This window comes from Agathobaculum sp., assembly GCF_022775115.1.
Lineage (GTDB): Bacteria > Bacillota > Clostridia > Oscillospirales > Butyricicoccaceae > Agathobaculum.
In genome coordinates this window covers 49,277-61,572 of sequence record NZ_JALFLA010000042.1, presented here as the reverse complement: position 1 = coordinate 61,572, position 12,296 = coordinate 49,277, and the positions used below count along the sequence as shown (strand labels likewise).

Sequence of the window (12,296 nt, the reverse complement as noted above, 5' to 3'; positions counted from 1 at the left end):
CAAGCAGCCCCCGTTTTTCTTATGAAATAACGGGGGTTTTTCTTGCGGCTATTATACTACAGCGGCAGGCAGTTAAGTCTTTCCCCTGAAAGGGGGCGTTGCTATGGAATGCCTCATAATGCTTGTAGTATTACCTGTACTTATCGAGCGCATTTCGAGCAATAAAAAAGAAGTAACCGCCTCATTCCTACATGATCGGTTACTTCTAAGACCTGAAATATGGGGCTAACCGTCTGCCGGCAGCACCTTTTCTGTATTTAATATACCGCCTGTGAGCGGACTCGTCAATCCCCCTGCATGTGCAGCCGTGCAGGGGGATCGTTGCCGTTATGCAATGGTGATGTTCTCTGTTTAGATTGTTCACCGTATCGGGGCACTTCGTATTCGCCCCGGCAGTTTTAATCAGTCCGCAAACAACGGGGTGGACAGATAGCGGTCACCTGTATCGGGCAGCAACACGACAATGTTCTTGCCCTTGTTCTCCGGACGCTTTGCCAGCTCGATTGCAGCCCAAGCCGCTGCGCCCGAGGAGATGCCGACCAATATGCCCTCGCTCTTGCCGATACGCTTGCCGGTGGCAAAGGCATCCTCGTTTTCGACTGTGATGATCTCATCGTAGATGCCGGTGTCGAGCACATCGGGTACAAAGCCCGCGCCGATGCCCTGAATCTTGTGCGCGCCGGACACGCCCTTGCTCAGCACAGGGGAGGCCGCAGGCTCGACCGCGACGATCTTCACATTGGGGTTTTTCTCTTTCAAATAGCCGCCCACACCGGTCAGTGTACCGCCGGTGCCCACACCGGCAACAAAGATATCGACCTTGCCGTCGGTGTCTTGCCAGATTTCAGGGCCAGTCGTCGCCCGGTGGATGGCAGGATTTGCAGGGTTTACAAACTGGCCGGGCGTAAAGCTGTTGGGAAGCTCGGCGGCCAGCTCGGCAGCCTTGGCGATCGCGCCCTTCATGCCCTTGGCGCCTTCGGTCAGCACAAGCTCGGCGCCGTAGGCCTTCATCAGCTGGCGGCGCTCGACCGACATGGTCTCCGGCATGACGATGATGATGCGGTACCCCTTGGCCGCGGCGACTGAGGCCAGACCGATGCCGGTGTTGCCCGAGGTCGGCTCAATGATGACCGAGCCTTCCTTGAGTACACCGCGCTGCTCGGCGTCGTCGATCATCGCCTTGGCGATGCGGTCCTTGACAGAGCCGGCGGGATTGAAGTATTCCAGCTTGCCGATCACTCTGGCCGCAAGACCGTCCTCTTTTTCGATATGGCTCAGCTCGAGCAGTGGGGTCTTGCCGACAAGCTGATCGGCAGATGTATAAATGTTGCTCATGGCATATTCCTCCAAATATAGTAAGATGAAATTAGCAAAGGGATATGAACTGAAAACGGTGTCAGCAGATGCGACATCGGCGGCTGACAAGCGCCCTTGTACGGCAGATCACAAAAACCAACATTTCGAGTAGGTATATAGGGATTATAGAACGGATACGCCTGTTTGTCAAGAGCGGAGCGGAAATATTCTGCACATAAAGTAACCCGGCGGACACCCTTTGACCACATAGGCCGATAGGGTTTCCGCCGGGGTTTCATTCACAACAGCAGGCGAGGGAACGCGAGCCGCTTTATTGCGCGGGCATGCTTTTCTTGACCTGCAAAAGCAGCAGGATCATGCATACGCTCAGGATAATATGGCCGATACCAGCCATGCCCGAGATGCTTGCGTCCATAGCGCGGGACGGCGCCATGTCCAGCACCTGCGTCACGCCGCGGGCGATCAGCATCGCCACGGTGAGGTTCAGGCCGATGTGGTAGCCGACCAGTATCTTGCCGGTTTTGGCGCTCGTAAAGGAAAAATGCTTTTCGAGCAGCAGCAGCAGTAAAAAGAACACCATACCTAGCAGAAAATAATGGGTATGTAGCACTGCCATCGTGGTTTTTCCGGTAAAGCCGTTGAATTTGGTAAATTCGCGGTAGAATACGCCGCCAATCATGGCGAGTATGGCATACAGCAGAGCGGTGTTTGCATAGCGTTTCATAAAGCTTCTCCTCCCGATGTTATGATGAGACGGCGTCCGTGCCGTCCGGTGCGGAGCGGCTGGATATTTCTTTCCGTCTCTGCAAAATTTTTCTGCTTTCAGCATAACCAATTGGCCGAGAAAAGTCAAGTCATTGGGCGGGGAATTCAAAAAGTCCTTCACGCGGCGGCGTAAAGGACTTTTCAGCTTATTTGACGGTGTACGCATCCACCGTGCCCGAGACGGTCGCGGTCTGCTCGATGCCCTGCTCGTCGGTGTAGACAAAGGTAACGCCCTCGGCCAGCCGGTCGGTTACGTCGATCGGGATGTAGCCGTTGATGTGCAGCAGTAGCCGTCCGTCCTGCTCGCGCAGCGTGTAGGGCGGCGCGTCTGCGTCACGCTCCTGTGCGATGGGCGCGGGCGCGTCCATCGCGGCCTGCTCGTTGCCGGTCAGCACGACGGCAGTCAGCGCACCCGAGGGGTCGGTGATCTCGACATGCTCGCCGCCCGCCGGGTTGACCGTAATCGTCGCCGTGCCGTCAGCGTGCAGCACCATCACAGCGTCCGCGTCGATCTGCTGGCCGTTGATGGTCAGCCGCAGCCTGCCGATGGCGCCGCCCGCCGCACCGATCGCACCCGCGGCCACGGTCAGCGCGAGCGCTGCCGCCACAGCGCATACCAGACGGCGCGGCCGCGCGGGTTTTTTGGCGGCGCGCGCCGCCGCTTGCAGGCGGGTGGTCAGCGCCTGCTTCTCCTGCTCGGAAAACAGAATCTTTTCGGGAAAATCGCTCATATCAAAGCTCCTTTCAGGTCGGTTTTGAGAAGCTTTCTGGCGCGCTCGAGCCGCTTGCGCACTGCCGCGGACGAAATGCCGAGCAGCCGCGCGGCCTCATCGGCCGAATAGCCCTCGATGCAGCACAGGGCCACTGCGTCGCGGCAGCGGTGGGGCAGCGCCCGCACGGCGGCCAGCACCTCGCTCCCATCGTTTTCGGGCGCGGGGGCGGCCAGCGCCTCGCTGAGCGAGGCCGCGCGGCTGCGATGGGGCGCGCGCAGCAGGTTTTTGCAGGCGTTGCCCGCCGCGCGGATGACAAACGCCGTTTCGTGCTCTGCGCTGCGAAAGCTGCGGCGCTGGGTGAGCAGCTTGAGGAACAGATCCTGACAGATATCCTGTGCGTCCGCGCGGTCAAGGCCGTGCGACAGGCAGAGCCGCAGGATGAGGTCGGCATAGGTGCGGACAAAGCGTGCCGCATCCTCCTCGCCGTGCCAATCATACATGTTCTAAAGCCTCCTTTCACCCTAAACACAACGGGGGCGTCCGGTTTGTGACAAAAAAATAATACATCCCCGCGCGCAAAGGCGCAAGCCACATGGGCAAATAACCCCCGACGCCGCCATTGACTTTGACCGGGCGGTATGGTAAAGTAAAGCTATATCGTGCACCATGTTGAGAGGAAGTGTAGACCTTGAAAAATTCGACAAAAATCAAAGCAGGTCTGCTGCTGACCAGTCTGGCCTGCGCGGCCGGCGCAACGGCGGCGCTTGTGCTGCTGCAAAAAAAGCGGGAGGAAGAGGTGTATCACGAGGCCGAGCTCAGAGCAATGGATGAGCTGGAGGAGATGATGCGCGCCGAGGCCGACTGCGACGACTGCGCCTGCGCGGAGGAATGCGCGGCTGCCTGCGCGGAGGAGTGCGCCGCCGGTGCGGACGAAGCCGCCCGGCAGGAGGCTGACACGCAGAGCGACGAGTCCGGCGAGGATGCGCAGGACGAGGAAGAAACCGAAGAATAAGCGGCAACCGGGCGGAGAAACACCCCTCTCCGCCCGTGTTTTTTATCCGCGACCGGGAGAAAGGAGCTTGAAAACCAATGATCGAATACGAAGGCCGTGTGTTCCGGCCGCCGTCTGAGGCACATAGCCTGATTGTGCAGGTCACAATCGGCTGCAGCCACAACAAATGCACTTTTTGCGATATGTACCGCGAAAAGTGCTTCCGCATCCGGAGGCTGGACCAGGTAAAGCGCGATTTTGAAGCAGCGCGCCAGATGTACCGCAAGGTCGACCGCATCTTTCTAGCCGACGGCGACGCGCTCATGTGCCGCGCCGAGCATATGGCCGAGATATTGTGCTACATTCGGGAAATTTTCCCCGAGTGTGAGCGAGTGACCAGCTACGGCTCGCCCGCGTCTATCCTGTGCAAAACGCAGGACGAGCTGAATATGCTGCACACGCTGGGGCTGGATATGATTTACCTTGGTCTGGAATCCGGCTCGGACGAGGTGCTGCGCCGCGTCAACAAGGGCGAGACTGCCGACGAGATCGTTCGCGCAGGATTGATGGTCAAGCAAGCGGGCATGAAGCTGTCGGTCACCTGTATTGCGGGGCTTGGCTCACTCGAGCTGAGCGAAGAGCACGCGATCGGCACAGCCGAGGCGCTCTCGCGCATGAAGCCGGAGTACATCGGCCTGCTGACGCTGCTGTTCGAGCTGGAGACCCCGCTCATGCGCGATTGGAAGGAAGGCCGCTTCTATCTGATGAACCCGATCGAGATCGCGCAGGAAACGCTCATCCTGCTCGAGCATATCGACGCCGAGGGCAGCGTGTTCCGCGCAAACCATGCTTCCAACTATGTCAACCTTGCCGGCACGCTCAACGCCGACCGCGAGGCCATGTGCGAGCGGCTGCGGCAGGCGCTCGAGGGCAAGGTCAAGTTCAAAAACGAAGCCTTCCGCGCCAGATAACGCGCATTTTGGATAAGTTTTCCGTTCATCATGTGCCATTTCCTGTGCATTGTGTGATTTCTATGAAATTTTCAAAAAAGGGGAGACAAGGCCGCAAAAGTATGCTATACTAACAAGGATGAACGCAAAGATCCGGTAAATCAAAACAGGAAAATGCGCCTGTCTGGAGGGCTGTTGATGGATTCCGTCTCCCATATTCGTGTTGCACATCTGCTGATGGACTATGTAGAGCAGACGTGCGGCGTTACATTTGACCAAAGCGGCTTTGTTTATGGCAATCTCAAGCCCGACCTGACGGGTACTTACCTGACCAAGCGCCATTATCCCTCGCTGATGATGGACGAGGTGATGGATAAAATTCGCGCGTTTACCGAAAAGTACACGATCGGCCCGGTCAACGGCCGCGAGCTGTCGGTCGATTTGGGCGAGATTTGCCACTTTATCACCGACTTTTTCACCTTTCCGCACAACGATGATATCTACGACCGCAATCTGCTGGCGCATTATGTGTATGAAAAGCGCATTGCGCTTGTCATCCGCCGCCGTATGACCGAAGCCCGCTTTGAGCAGTGGGCCAGCCCGATCATCCCGCCGGTGACGGTCGATGCGCTGATTAGCCGCATCGGCGCGATGCACGATGAATACCGCGCGGCCGACCGCCATCATGGCATTAACGATGATTTGGAGCACATCTGCCGCGCCACGGCCATGGTGGTGCTGTCCATCATCAACATCGTTTACGAGCAGGCCGAGGTATCGGCCGCCGTCATCGCCTGAGCGAGCGGATACCCCCTGTTTTACGGCTCAAGCGCCGTCTGGATGATACATCCGGGCGGCGTTTTGTTTTCCCTGGCGTGCGAGACAAGAAAGTTTTGCTATCGCCCGGCGGTAAAATCGAAATTTCGCCTGACAGCACGGCCAAAATTTGCTATAATTAAGAAAAAACCATTTGGGAGAAACTATGAAAAACGTTGTCATCTATACCGACGGCGCCTGCTCGGGCAACCCCGGCCCGGGCGGCTGGGGCGCTATCCTGCAATATGGGCAGGCCGAAAAGGAGCTTTCCGGTGCCGAGCCAATGACCACCAACAACCGCATGGAGCTGCTCGGCGTGATCACCGCGCTTGAAGCGCTGACCGAGCCATGCGCAGTCGACCTGTATTCGGACAGCAAGTATGTCGTTGACGGCATCACCAAGGGCTGGGCCAAAAGCTGGCGCGCCAAGGGCTGGGTCAAGAGCGACAAAAAGCCCGCTAAAAACCCCGAACTGTGGGCGCGGCTGCTCGACCTGCTCGAACGGCATGAGGTGCGCTTTCACTGGGTCAAGGGGCATGCGGATAACCCATATAACAACCGTTGTGACGAATTGGCCGTCGGGGCATACCAGCAGTACAAATAAAACGGAGGGTCTATGGAACGGATGAAGCGCGTGCGCAACGGCACGCTGGTGTTTTATTATGTCTTCACGGTCTATGCGGTGGTGTTCGGCCCGCGGCATGAAGCGGTGCTGTACAATGGCCTGCTGCCGGTGGCCGCCTTTGCGTTGCCGGCGGTGCCGTTTGTGCTGTACCGCGTGTGCCGCCTGCGCCCGGTCTACCTGTTGGAGATCGTGTTTAACGCCTTTGTGTGCGCGGCGGTGCCGTTTGCCAGCCTGCTCGGCGGCTACACGCTTATCCCGTTTTGGGATAAGCTGCTGCATTTTCTCTCAGGCTTTCTGTTCGCCGTGCTTGGCACGATTGTGTACTTTGCCAAAAAGCCCGGTCACGCGCTCGACGCGGCAGATGCCTTCAACGCCTCGCTCTATACATGGATGTTCGCTATGATGAGCGCGGTGCTGTGGGAGATATGGGAGTATTTCATCTCCTTTTTCGGCGTCGATCCGCAGCAGGTGGCACGCACCGGCGTGAGCGACACCATGCAGGACACCATCGTGTGTACGATTGGCGGGCTGATCACCGCGTTCTCTTGCTGGAAATATCTGCGCCACCGGGGGGAGAAGCGCCATATCGGCCTGATGATGCGGCTGTTTGAGGCCTATTATACGCAGAATATTGCGCCGCGCGGTTAAAAGCAAATCAAAAAGCGGAAACGGCTTTCCCGTTTCCGCTTTTTTGTTGTCCCCGCCTTACAGCAGGCGGAGAATCTGCTCCTTGGGCATCGCGCCGACGGCCTGATTGGTGATCTCGCCATTCTTGAGCACGACCAGCGTCGGAATGCTCATCACGCCGAACTGCTGCGCCAACTCGGGCTGCTCGTCGATGTTGACCTTGCCGACCTTGATATCGGTGCGCTCTTCGGCGATCTCATCGACGATGGGCGATACCATGCGGCACGGGCCGCACCAAGTCGCCCAGAAATCGAGCAGCACGGGCTTGTCCGACTGCTTGACCTCGCTCTCAAAATTGTCCTTCGTGACGGTTAAAACTGACATATCAGCATTCTCCTTTTTGTTTATTCTGTCTGAAGCTCGTAAAAAAATGCATACTGCTGCATCACGCCCGCAAAGCCCCTGTACCGCGAGAGCGGAAAGCCCTTGGGATAATGCGCATCCAGCATCTGCCGGATGTGCGTGTCCACCGGAAAGGCGGCTGTATGGTGCAGCGCGAACAGGCAGATGCACTCGGCCACCTTGACGCCCACGCCGGTCAGCTTCATCAGCGCGGCCTTGGCGCGCGGGTAGCGCATCCGCCCGATCGCGTCCAAATCGACCTCGCCCGAGGCGACCTGCTGCGCCGCAGCGACGATGTACCGCGCCCGGTAGCCCAACCGTACAGCAGCCAAGTCGTCCGCCGTGCAGGCAGCCAGCCGCGCGGCGGTGGGAAAGGCATGGTATGCCTGCCCCTCTATATTATAGCAGGTTTCTCCAAAAAGCAAACACAAATTTTCGACGCATTTCGTGATGCGCGCGATATTGTTCTGCTGGGAGATGATGAAGCAGACGATGGTTTCCCACAGCTCCTGCCGCAAAATGCGCAGCCCCCAGCCCGCCGCTACCGCGCCTTGCAGATACCGGTCGCGCTTGCCCACGGCGCACTTGTAGCGGCCGTAGTCAGCGTCCAGATCGAAATACGGCCGCCATACCGTGTCAAACTCGTCCGCATCGCAGTCAAAGCACACGGTCTGCCCCCGCTGTGTCAGCTCGAGATAGCGGCCATATGCGATAAGCGACCAGCGTCCCTCGCCCAGCGGGCGAAAGCGGAAGCACTGGCCCGACCGCGCGATCTGCCCAATATCAAAATCCTCAATGATGCGTTCGATCATTTTGCATGGCCTCATGCTCGGCGGCCAGCTCCTCATAGAGCTGGTGGAACAGCCAACCGAGGTTGTCCTGCGTGACGACCGCCTTGTACGGCACGGATACGCCGCTTTTCTTCAGCGCGCGCAGCAATAGCTCGAGCCGCTTGTCGGTAAAGCCGTCGAGCACAAGCACCGGCTCGGCAAGCGCGGGCGCCTCGGCCTGCTCGCGCGCGTCGAAGCCCTTGCGTCCCAGCAGGCAGCCCACCGTCTGTCCGACCGCGTCAGGCGCGACGTTTTTGATCCGCGCGCCCATGCGCACCAAAATGGATTTGACCGCCACGGCGCGTGCGCCGCCTTGGGGGTCGTAATATAATACTGTTTCACGAGATACCGGCATAGTAATGTCCTCCCGCCGTGTGTTTTTGTCCGCCCAAGGCGGTTTTTTCTATTGTATCACAAAACGTGCGTCGCTGCGACAATATTTTCCCGTACACCCGGCGCAGATAAAAAAAGCGGACTCTCCGCCCGAGAGCCCGCCCTTTTTGTTCCGTTCATGCGCCAAGGCGCGTGTATACGCCTACTAAAATGCAGAGCACCAAGCTGATGCCGGCCGCCGCGGCAAAGGCCGCCGCGCGCTTGGCGCAGTCCTTGGCCGCGGGGTCTGACTGGGGATCGTCATACGCGCTGCGGCCTGTGATCATGCCGTAGCGGAGCTGCTGGAAGGCGGTCAGCGCCGCGCAAACCAGAAAGAAGACCAGCAGACCCAATTGAAGCGAGCGCACAATCAGTGCACCAGATTGAGCACGATTGCCGCGATGATAAAGACCACGCCGATGACCGAGGTCAGGCGGGCGAGCACCTTATCCGCCGCGCTGGCCTTGCCCGAACCGAAGAAGGTCTCCGCGCCGCCGGAAACAGAGCCAAGCCCCTGCTGCGCGCCGCTTTGCAGCAGCACAACGATGATAAGAAACAGGCTGGCGATGATCATAACAGCGGAAAGTGCGATTTGTGTGGTGGTCATTTACAGATTCCTCCAAAATCATTGATAGGCGCGCGCAGCCGGAGCGACGCGGGCGCATTTCTGCCCATATACTGTGTACTATATCACAGCAGCGCGTGTATTTCAAGTGTTTTTTGACAAAAAAGGCCGCAAAATGCTCTTGAGCGGCTGGCCCATGCGGTTGACATAGATCGCGCCGCTGCCCAGCTCGACCGCGGCCGCGCGGATGGCCGACCAGCCCTGCTGCCCGCCCGCGAACTGCCGCTCAGCCTCGAGCTTTTTCAGCTTTTTCTGCGCCGCGCGGTCGACCTCGCCCGCGGCCAGCAGCAGCGAGATGAGCGAAAAGCTGTGCGAGGCGTCCGGCCGCACGAGGGCGCGCTCGGCCTCGATGGCGTAGCGCCACCAATCGTCCAGCGCGGGCGCGTCGAGCACGGGCACGCCGAACAGCAGCCGGTATTCATGCGCGCGGCTCGTGCCCCCGGTCGGCATTATGCCGAGCAGCTTGCGCTCGGTGCACACGTCAAAGCTGCTCAGCAGCGCGGCCGTGCGTCCGGCCACCTCGGCGTTTGCGCGGCAGACGAAGTCGTTGCCCTGCCCGTCGCGCATCCGGTCGCGCAGGGCGACAAATTCGGTCGAAAAGTCCATCCCTGTCCCTCTTTCACAGCCCGGCGGGATACGCGCCCTGCGCGGTCATCCCGGCAATCGCGGCGCACACGACCGGCTTATCCTCCCGGTAGGTCACGCCGAACCAGCGCGCGTCCGTCGGCAGCACGCGCGCACTCGCGCGCCCCGCGCCGATCAGATCATCGACCGCAAAGGGCAGGTAATACTCGCCCTTCAGCGGGTTGTGCGGCAGTGTTTCCGCGAAAAAGCGGCGCAGGCCGTCCGTAAGCGCGGGCAGGAAGGAGGGCGTGAAGCCCCACAGGTTCATCGAGACCGGCGTACCCGCGGCGATCTCGCCGGCGGGTGCGTCGCCGTCGGCGGCATAGACGATGCGCCCGTCCGCCGCGCGGGAGATGGCCGTGCGCTCGACGATGCCGGTCAGGCAGCCGTTTTCGTCCACCGTGCACACCCCGCGCGAGACCGTGCCGTTTTCGGTCAGCGTGTTTTCCACGCGGTAGCCGACCATGCAGTAGCGGTACCTGTCGTCATCCTCGGCTGTGCACAGGTAGTCATAGACCTTGCGGAAGGCGTCCGCGCCGTAAAAATCATCCGCATTGATGACTGCGATGGGCACGCCCGCGGCCAAATCGCCCGCACACCAGACAGCGTGCGCCGTCCCGAGCGGCTTTTGCCGGTCGGCAGGTGCGGTCAGGCCGGCGGGCAGGCGGTCAAGCGTCTGGTAAGCGTAGTCCACCTGCATCAGACGGCGCGCCTTGCGGCCGATGGCAGCTTCAAACGCCTGCTCAAGCTCGGGCCGGATGATGAACACCACCCGGGCAAAGCCCGCGCGGTGCGCGTCGTAGATCGAATAATCGAGGATGATCTGCCCCTGCGGGCCGACCGGGTCGATCTGCTTAAGGCCACCGTAGCGCGAGCCCATGCCCGCGGCCATCACGACTAAAATCGGTTTTTCCATTGCATACTTCCCCCGTTTTCGGTGAAAAATATCAAAAACGATACCGCCGCTCTCGCTCTTGTGTACCCATTATACAAGACCGTATCAGAAAACACAAGATGTTTGCGCCGCGCACGGGCTTTTTTGTAGAAAAGCAATGAAAATCGCATAAAAGCCGCGCCGGCAATTGCAAATCTGGGTGGAAACTGTTAAAATAATGCCGTTAAGAATCATAATAAAGGCAATCTGTTGATTGTAAGAGAGGAAGCAAAAACAATGCGCAAGACCAAAATCATCTGCACCCTTGGCCCCGCGGCTGAGCCCGTTCTGACCGAAATGATACAGGCCGGCATGAATGTCGCCCGCCTGAATTTCAGCCACGGCTCTCACGAGGAGCACAAAGCCCGCATCGACGCGGTCAAGGCCGCACGCGCGGCACTCGGTGTGCCGGTCGGCATCATGCTGGACACCAAAGGCCCCGAGATCCGCACCAAGACCTATCAGAGCGGCCAGATCGATATCACCGAGGGGCAGCAGTTCACGCTGACCACCCGCGATATCGAGGGCGACAACACCATCGTTTCGATCACCTACGCCGGCCTGCCGGGCGATGTGTGCCCGGGCACCCGTATTCTGATCGATGACGGTTTGGTGGCGTTTGAGGTGATCGAGGTCAAGGACGGCACGGATATCGTCTGCCGGGCGCTCAACGGCGGCCCTCTGTCCAACCGCAAGTCGATCAACGTGCCCGGCATCCAGCTGAACATGCCGTTCGTCTCGGACAAGGATCGCGCCGATATCGAGTTCGGTCTGTCGCAGGGCATCGACTTTATCGCCGCTTCCTTTACCCGCACCGCGCAGGACGTGCGCGATATCAAGGACATCCTCAAAGCGAACGGCCGCGAGGACGTGGAGATCATCGCCAAAATCGAAAACATGGAGGGTGTGCGCAACATCCAGTCCATTCTGGACGAGGCAAACGGCGTTATGGTCGCCCGCGGCGACCTTGGCGTTGAGGTGCCGTTTGAGGAGCTGCCCGAGATTCAGAAAAGCATCATCAAAACCTGCATCTCGCGTGGCAAGCGCGTGGTGACTGCCACACAGATGCTGGAAAGCATGGCCAAAAACCCGCGCCCGACCCGCGCCGAGGTGTCCGACGTGGCCAACGCGGTATACGACGGCACGAGTGCTATCATGCTGTCGGGCGAGACCTCGGTGGGCAAATACCCGGTCGAGACCGTCGCTACGATGAGCCGTGTGGCGGAAAACGCCGAGCGCACCATCCACTATGACCGCCGCCGTTCGACCCGGCTGGAGTTCCAGAACATGAATGTATCGGGCGACCTTAAGACCAACGCCATCGCGCACGCGACCTGCTCGACCACGGCCGACCTTGGGGCGAAGTGCATCGTCGCCTTTACCGAGTCCGGCTCGACCGCGCGCGCGGTATCCACCTACCGTCCGGGCGCGCCCATCATCGCGGCCACGCCCAGCGAGCAGACCTTCCACCGGCTGACCATGTCGTGGGGCGTTACGCCGGTGTTAGTGTCGTGCCGCCCGAATTCGGGTACCGAGCTGTATGAGCTTTCGGCTGGGGCGGCCGTGTCCGCGCTCGACCTGCGCGTGGGCGATACCATCACCGTCACCGCGGGTATGCCGGTCGGCCGCGTCAATTACACCAACACCCTGCGCGTACACCAGCTGACCGAGCACGCTTTCGCCCATCTCGTGCAGGATTAACACC

The 12,296-nt window shown here is 59.6% G+C and carries 17 protein-coding genes; 6 read left to right on the top strand and 11 right to left on the bottom strand.

The annotated features are described in order from the left end of the window. Positions 1-402: 402 nt before the first annotated feature. From cysK to MR935_RS05660, 4 genes are all read right to left on the bottom strand, one after another. Positions 403-1,335, bottom strand: a complete 933-nt coding sequence (gene cysK, locus MR935_RS05675; protein WP_290571841.1) for a cysteine synthase A — start codon at positions 1,333-1,335, stop codon at positions 403-405. Between the two features lie 292 nt (positions 1,336-1,627). Next, the gene (locus MR935_RS05670; RefSeq protein WP_290571839.1) at positions 1,628-2,041 is read right to left on the bottom strand and encodes a DUF2871 domain-containing protein; all 414 of its coding nucleotides are present in this window, start codon (positions 2,039-2,041) and stop codon (positions 1,628-1,630) included. A 187-nt stretch (positions 2,042-2,228) separates the two neighbouring features. After that, positions 2,229-2,813, bottom strand: a complete 585-nt coding sequence (locus tag MR935_RS05665; RefSeq protein ID WP_290571838.1) for a hypothetical protein — start codon at positions 2,811-2,813, stop codon at positions 2,229-2,231. Continuing rightward, on the bottom strand, positions 2,810-3,295 hold the full coding sequence (locus tag MR935_RS05660; protein ID WP_290571837.1) for an RNA polymerase sigma factor: 486 nt from the start codon (positions 3,293-3,295) through the stop codon (positions 2,810-2,812). The genes MR935_RS05665 and MR935_RS05660 overlap by 4 nt, the downstream gene beginning before the upstream one ends. Positions 3,296-3,483: 188 nt before the next feature. On the opposite strand from MR935_RS05660, the gene MR935_RS05655 reads away from it, so the two are divergent. The 5 genes from MR935_RS05655 (at position 3,484) to MR935_RS05635 (ending at position 6,825) form a co-directional block, all read left to right on the top strand. Further along, positions 3,484-3,807, top strand: coding sequence for a hypothetical protein (locus MR935_RS05655; RefSeq protein WP_290571836.1), 324 nt, complete (start codon positions 3,484-3,486; stop codon positions 3,805-3,807). A 77-nt stretch (positions 3,808-3,884) separates the two neighbouring features. Further along, positions 3,885-4,757 carry a radical SAM protein gene (locus tag MR935_RS05650; protein ID WP_442863015.1) on the top strand — a complete coding sequence of 291 codons (873 nt, stop codon included), beginning with the start codon at positions 3,885-3,887 and terminating at the stop codon, positions 4,755-4,757. A 177-nt stretch (positions 4,758-4,934) separates the two neighbouring features. Then, entirely contained in the window at positions 4,935-5,534 is a 600-nt protein-coding gene (locus tag MR935_RS05645; RefSeq protein WP_290571834.1) for a zinc dependent phospholipase C family protein, read from the top strand. Between the two features lie 184 nt (positions 5,535-5,718). Next, on the top strand, positions 5,719-6,156 hold the full coding sequence (gene rnhA, locus MR935_RS05640) for a ribonuclease HI (protein ID WP_290571832.1): 438 nt from the start codon (positions 5,719-5,721) through the stop codon (positions 6,154-6,156). Between the two features lie 12 nt (positions 6,157-6,168). After that, a complete protein-coding gene (locus tag MR935_RS05635; RefSeq protein ID WP_290571830.1) occupies positions 6,169-6,825 on the top strand; it encodes a hypothetical protein in 657 nt (218 codons plus the stop codon). Positions 6,826-6,882: 57 nt separating this feature from the next. On the opposite strand, the gene trxA is transcribed toward MR935_RS05635, so the two are convergent. The 7 genes from trxA to MR935_RS05600 form a co-directional block, all read right to left on the bottom strand. After that, entirely contained in the window at positions 6,883-7,212 is a 330-nt protein-coding gene (gene trxA, locus MR935_RS05630; RefSeq protein ID WP_442863017.1) for a thioredoxin, read from the bottom strand. Next, positions 7,209-8,018: a DNA-3-methyladenine glycosylase family protein gene (locus MR935_RS05625; protein ID WP_290571827.1), complete on the bottom strand. Its 810-nt coding sequence runs from the start codon at positions 8,016-8,018 to the stop codon at positions 7,209-7,211. Before MR935_RS05625 ends, trxA begins: the two co-directional genes overlap by 4 nt. Next, positions 7,999-8,391, bottom strand: coding sequence for a DUF3783 domain-containing protein (locus tag MR935_RS05620; RefSeq protein WP_290571825.1), 393 nt, complete (start codon positions 8,389-8,391; stop codon positions 7,999-8,001). Before MR935_RS05620 ends, MR935_RS05625 begins: the two co-directional genes overlap by 20 nt. Positions 8,392-8,545: 154 nt before the next feature. Next, the gene (locus MR935_RS05615) at positions 8,546-8,776 is read right to left on the bottom strand and encodes a hypothetical protein (RefSeq protein ID WP_290571823.1); all 231 of its coding nucleotides are present in this window, start codon (positions 8,774-8,776) and stop codon (positions 8,546-8,548) included. Positions 8,777-8,778: 2 nt separating this feature from the next. Beyond that, positions 8,779-9,015, bottom strand: a complete 237-nt coding sequence (gene secG / locus MR935_RS05610) for a preprotein translocase subunit SecG (protein ID WP_290571822.1) — start codon at positions 9,013-9,015, stop codon at positions 8,779-8,781. A gap of 102 nt (positions 9,016-9,117) precedes the next feature. After that, complete coding sequence (locus MR935_RS05605; protein WP_290571820.1) at positions 9,118-9,639, bottom strand: hypothetical protein; 522 nt, start codon at positions 9,637-9,639, stop codon at positions 9,118-9,120. Positions 9,640-9,652: 13 nt separating this feature from the next. Next, positions 9,653-10,573 (bottom strand): nucleotidyltransferase family protein, encoded by a 921-nt coding sequence (locus tag MR935_RS05600; RefSeq protein WP_290571819.1) that lies wholly within the window; start codon positions 10,571-10,573, stop codon positions 9,653-9,655. 255 nt (positions 10,574-10,828) lie between these two features. Between MR935_RS05600 and pyk the strand changes: the two genes are divergently transcribed. Beyond that, positions 10,829-12,292 (top strand): pyruvate kinase, encoded by a 1,464-nt coding sequence (gene pyk / locus MR935_RS05595; protein ID WP_290571817.1) that lies wholly within the window; start codon positions 10,829-10,831, stop codon positions 12,290-12,292. Positions 12,293-12,296: the final 4 nt, after the last annotated feature.

What these genes read in the sequence shown, in the direction of transcription:
- cysK (WP_290571841.1), bottom strand. Translation starts at nt 1,335, where the DNA reads ATGAGCAACATTTATACATCTGCCGATCAGCTTGTCGGCAAGACCCCA.
- MR935_RS05670 (WP_290571839.1), bottom strand. Translation starts at nt 2,041, where the DNA reads ATGAAACGCTATGCAAACACCGCTCTGCTGTATGCCATACTCGCCATG.
- MR935_RS05665 (WP_290571838.1), bottom strand. Translation starts at nt 2,813, where the DNA reads ATGAGCGATTTTCCCGAAAAGATTCTGTTTTCCGAGCAGGAGAAGCAG.
- MR935_RS05660 (WP_290571837.1), bottom strand. Translation starts at nt 3,295, where the DNA reads ATGTATGATTGGCACGGCGAGGAGGATGCGGCACGCTTTGTCCGCACC.
- MR935_RS05650 (WP_442863015.1), top strand. Translation starts at nt 3,885, where the DNA reads ATGATCGAATACGAAGGCCGTGTGTTCCGGCCGCCGTCTGAGGCACAT.
- MR935_RS05645 (WP_290571834.1), top strand. Translation starts at nt 4,935, where the DNA reads ATGGATTCCGTCTCCCATATTCGTGTTGCACATCTGCTGATGGACTAT.
- rnhA (WP_290571832.1), top strand. Translation starts at nt 5,719, where the DNA reads ATGAAAAACGTTGTCATCTATACCGACGGCGCCTGCTCGGGCAACCCC.
- MR935_RS05635 (WP_290571830.1), top strand. Translation starts at nt 6,169, where the DNA reads ATGGAACGGATGAAGCGCGTGCGCAACGGCACGCTGGTGTTTTATTAT.
- MR935_RS05625 (WP_290571827.1), bottom strand. Translation starts at nt 8,018, where the DNA reads ATGATCGAACGCATCATTGAGGATTTTGATATTGGGCAGATCGCGCGG.
- MR935_RS05620 (WP_290571825.1), bottom strand. Translation starts at nt 8,391, where the DNA reads ATGCCGGTATCTCGTGAAACAGTATTATATTACGACCCCCAAGGCGGC.
- secG (WP_290571822.1), bottom strand. Translation starts at nt 9,015, where the DNA reads ATGACCACCACACAAATCGCACTTTCCGCTGTTATGATCATCGCCAGC.
- MR935_RS05605 (WP_290571820.1), bottom strand. Translation starts at nt 9,639, where the DNA reads ATGGACTTTTCGACCGAATTTGTCGCCCTGCGCGACCGGATGCGCGAC.
- MR935_RS05600 (WP_290571819.1), bottom strand. Translation starts at nt 10,573, where the DNA reads ATGGAAAAACCGATTTTAGTCGTGATGGCCGCGGGCATGGGCTCGCGC.
- pyk (WP_290571817.1), top strand. Translation starts at nt 10,829, where the DNA reads ATGCGCAAGACCAAAATCATCTGCACCCTTGGCCCCGCGGCTGAGCCC.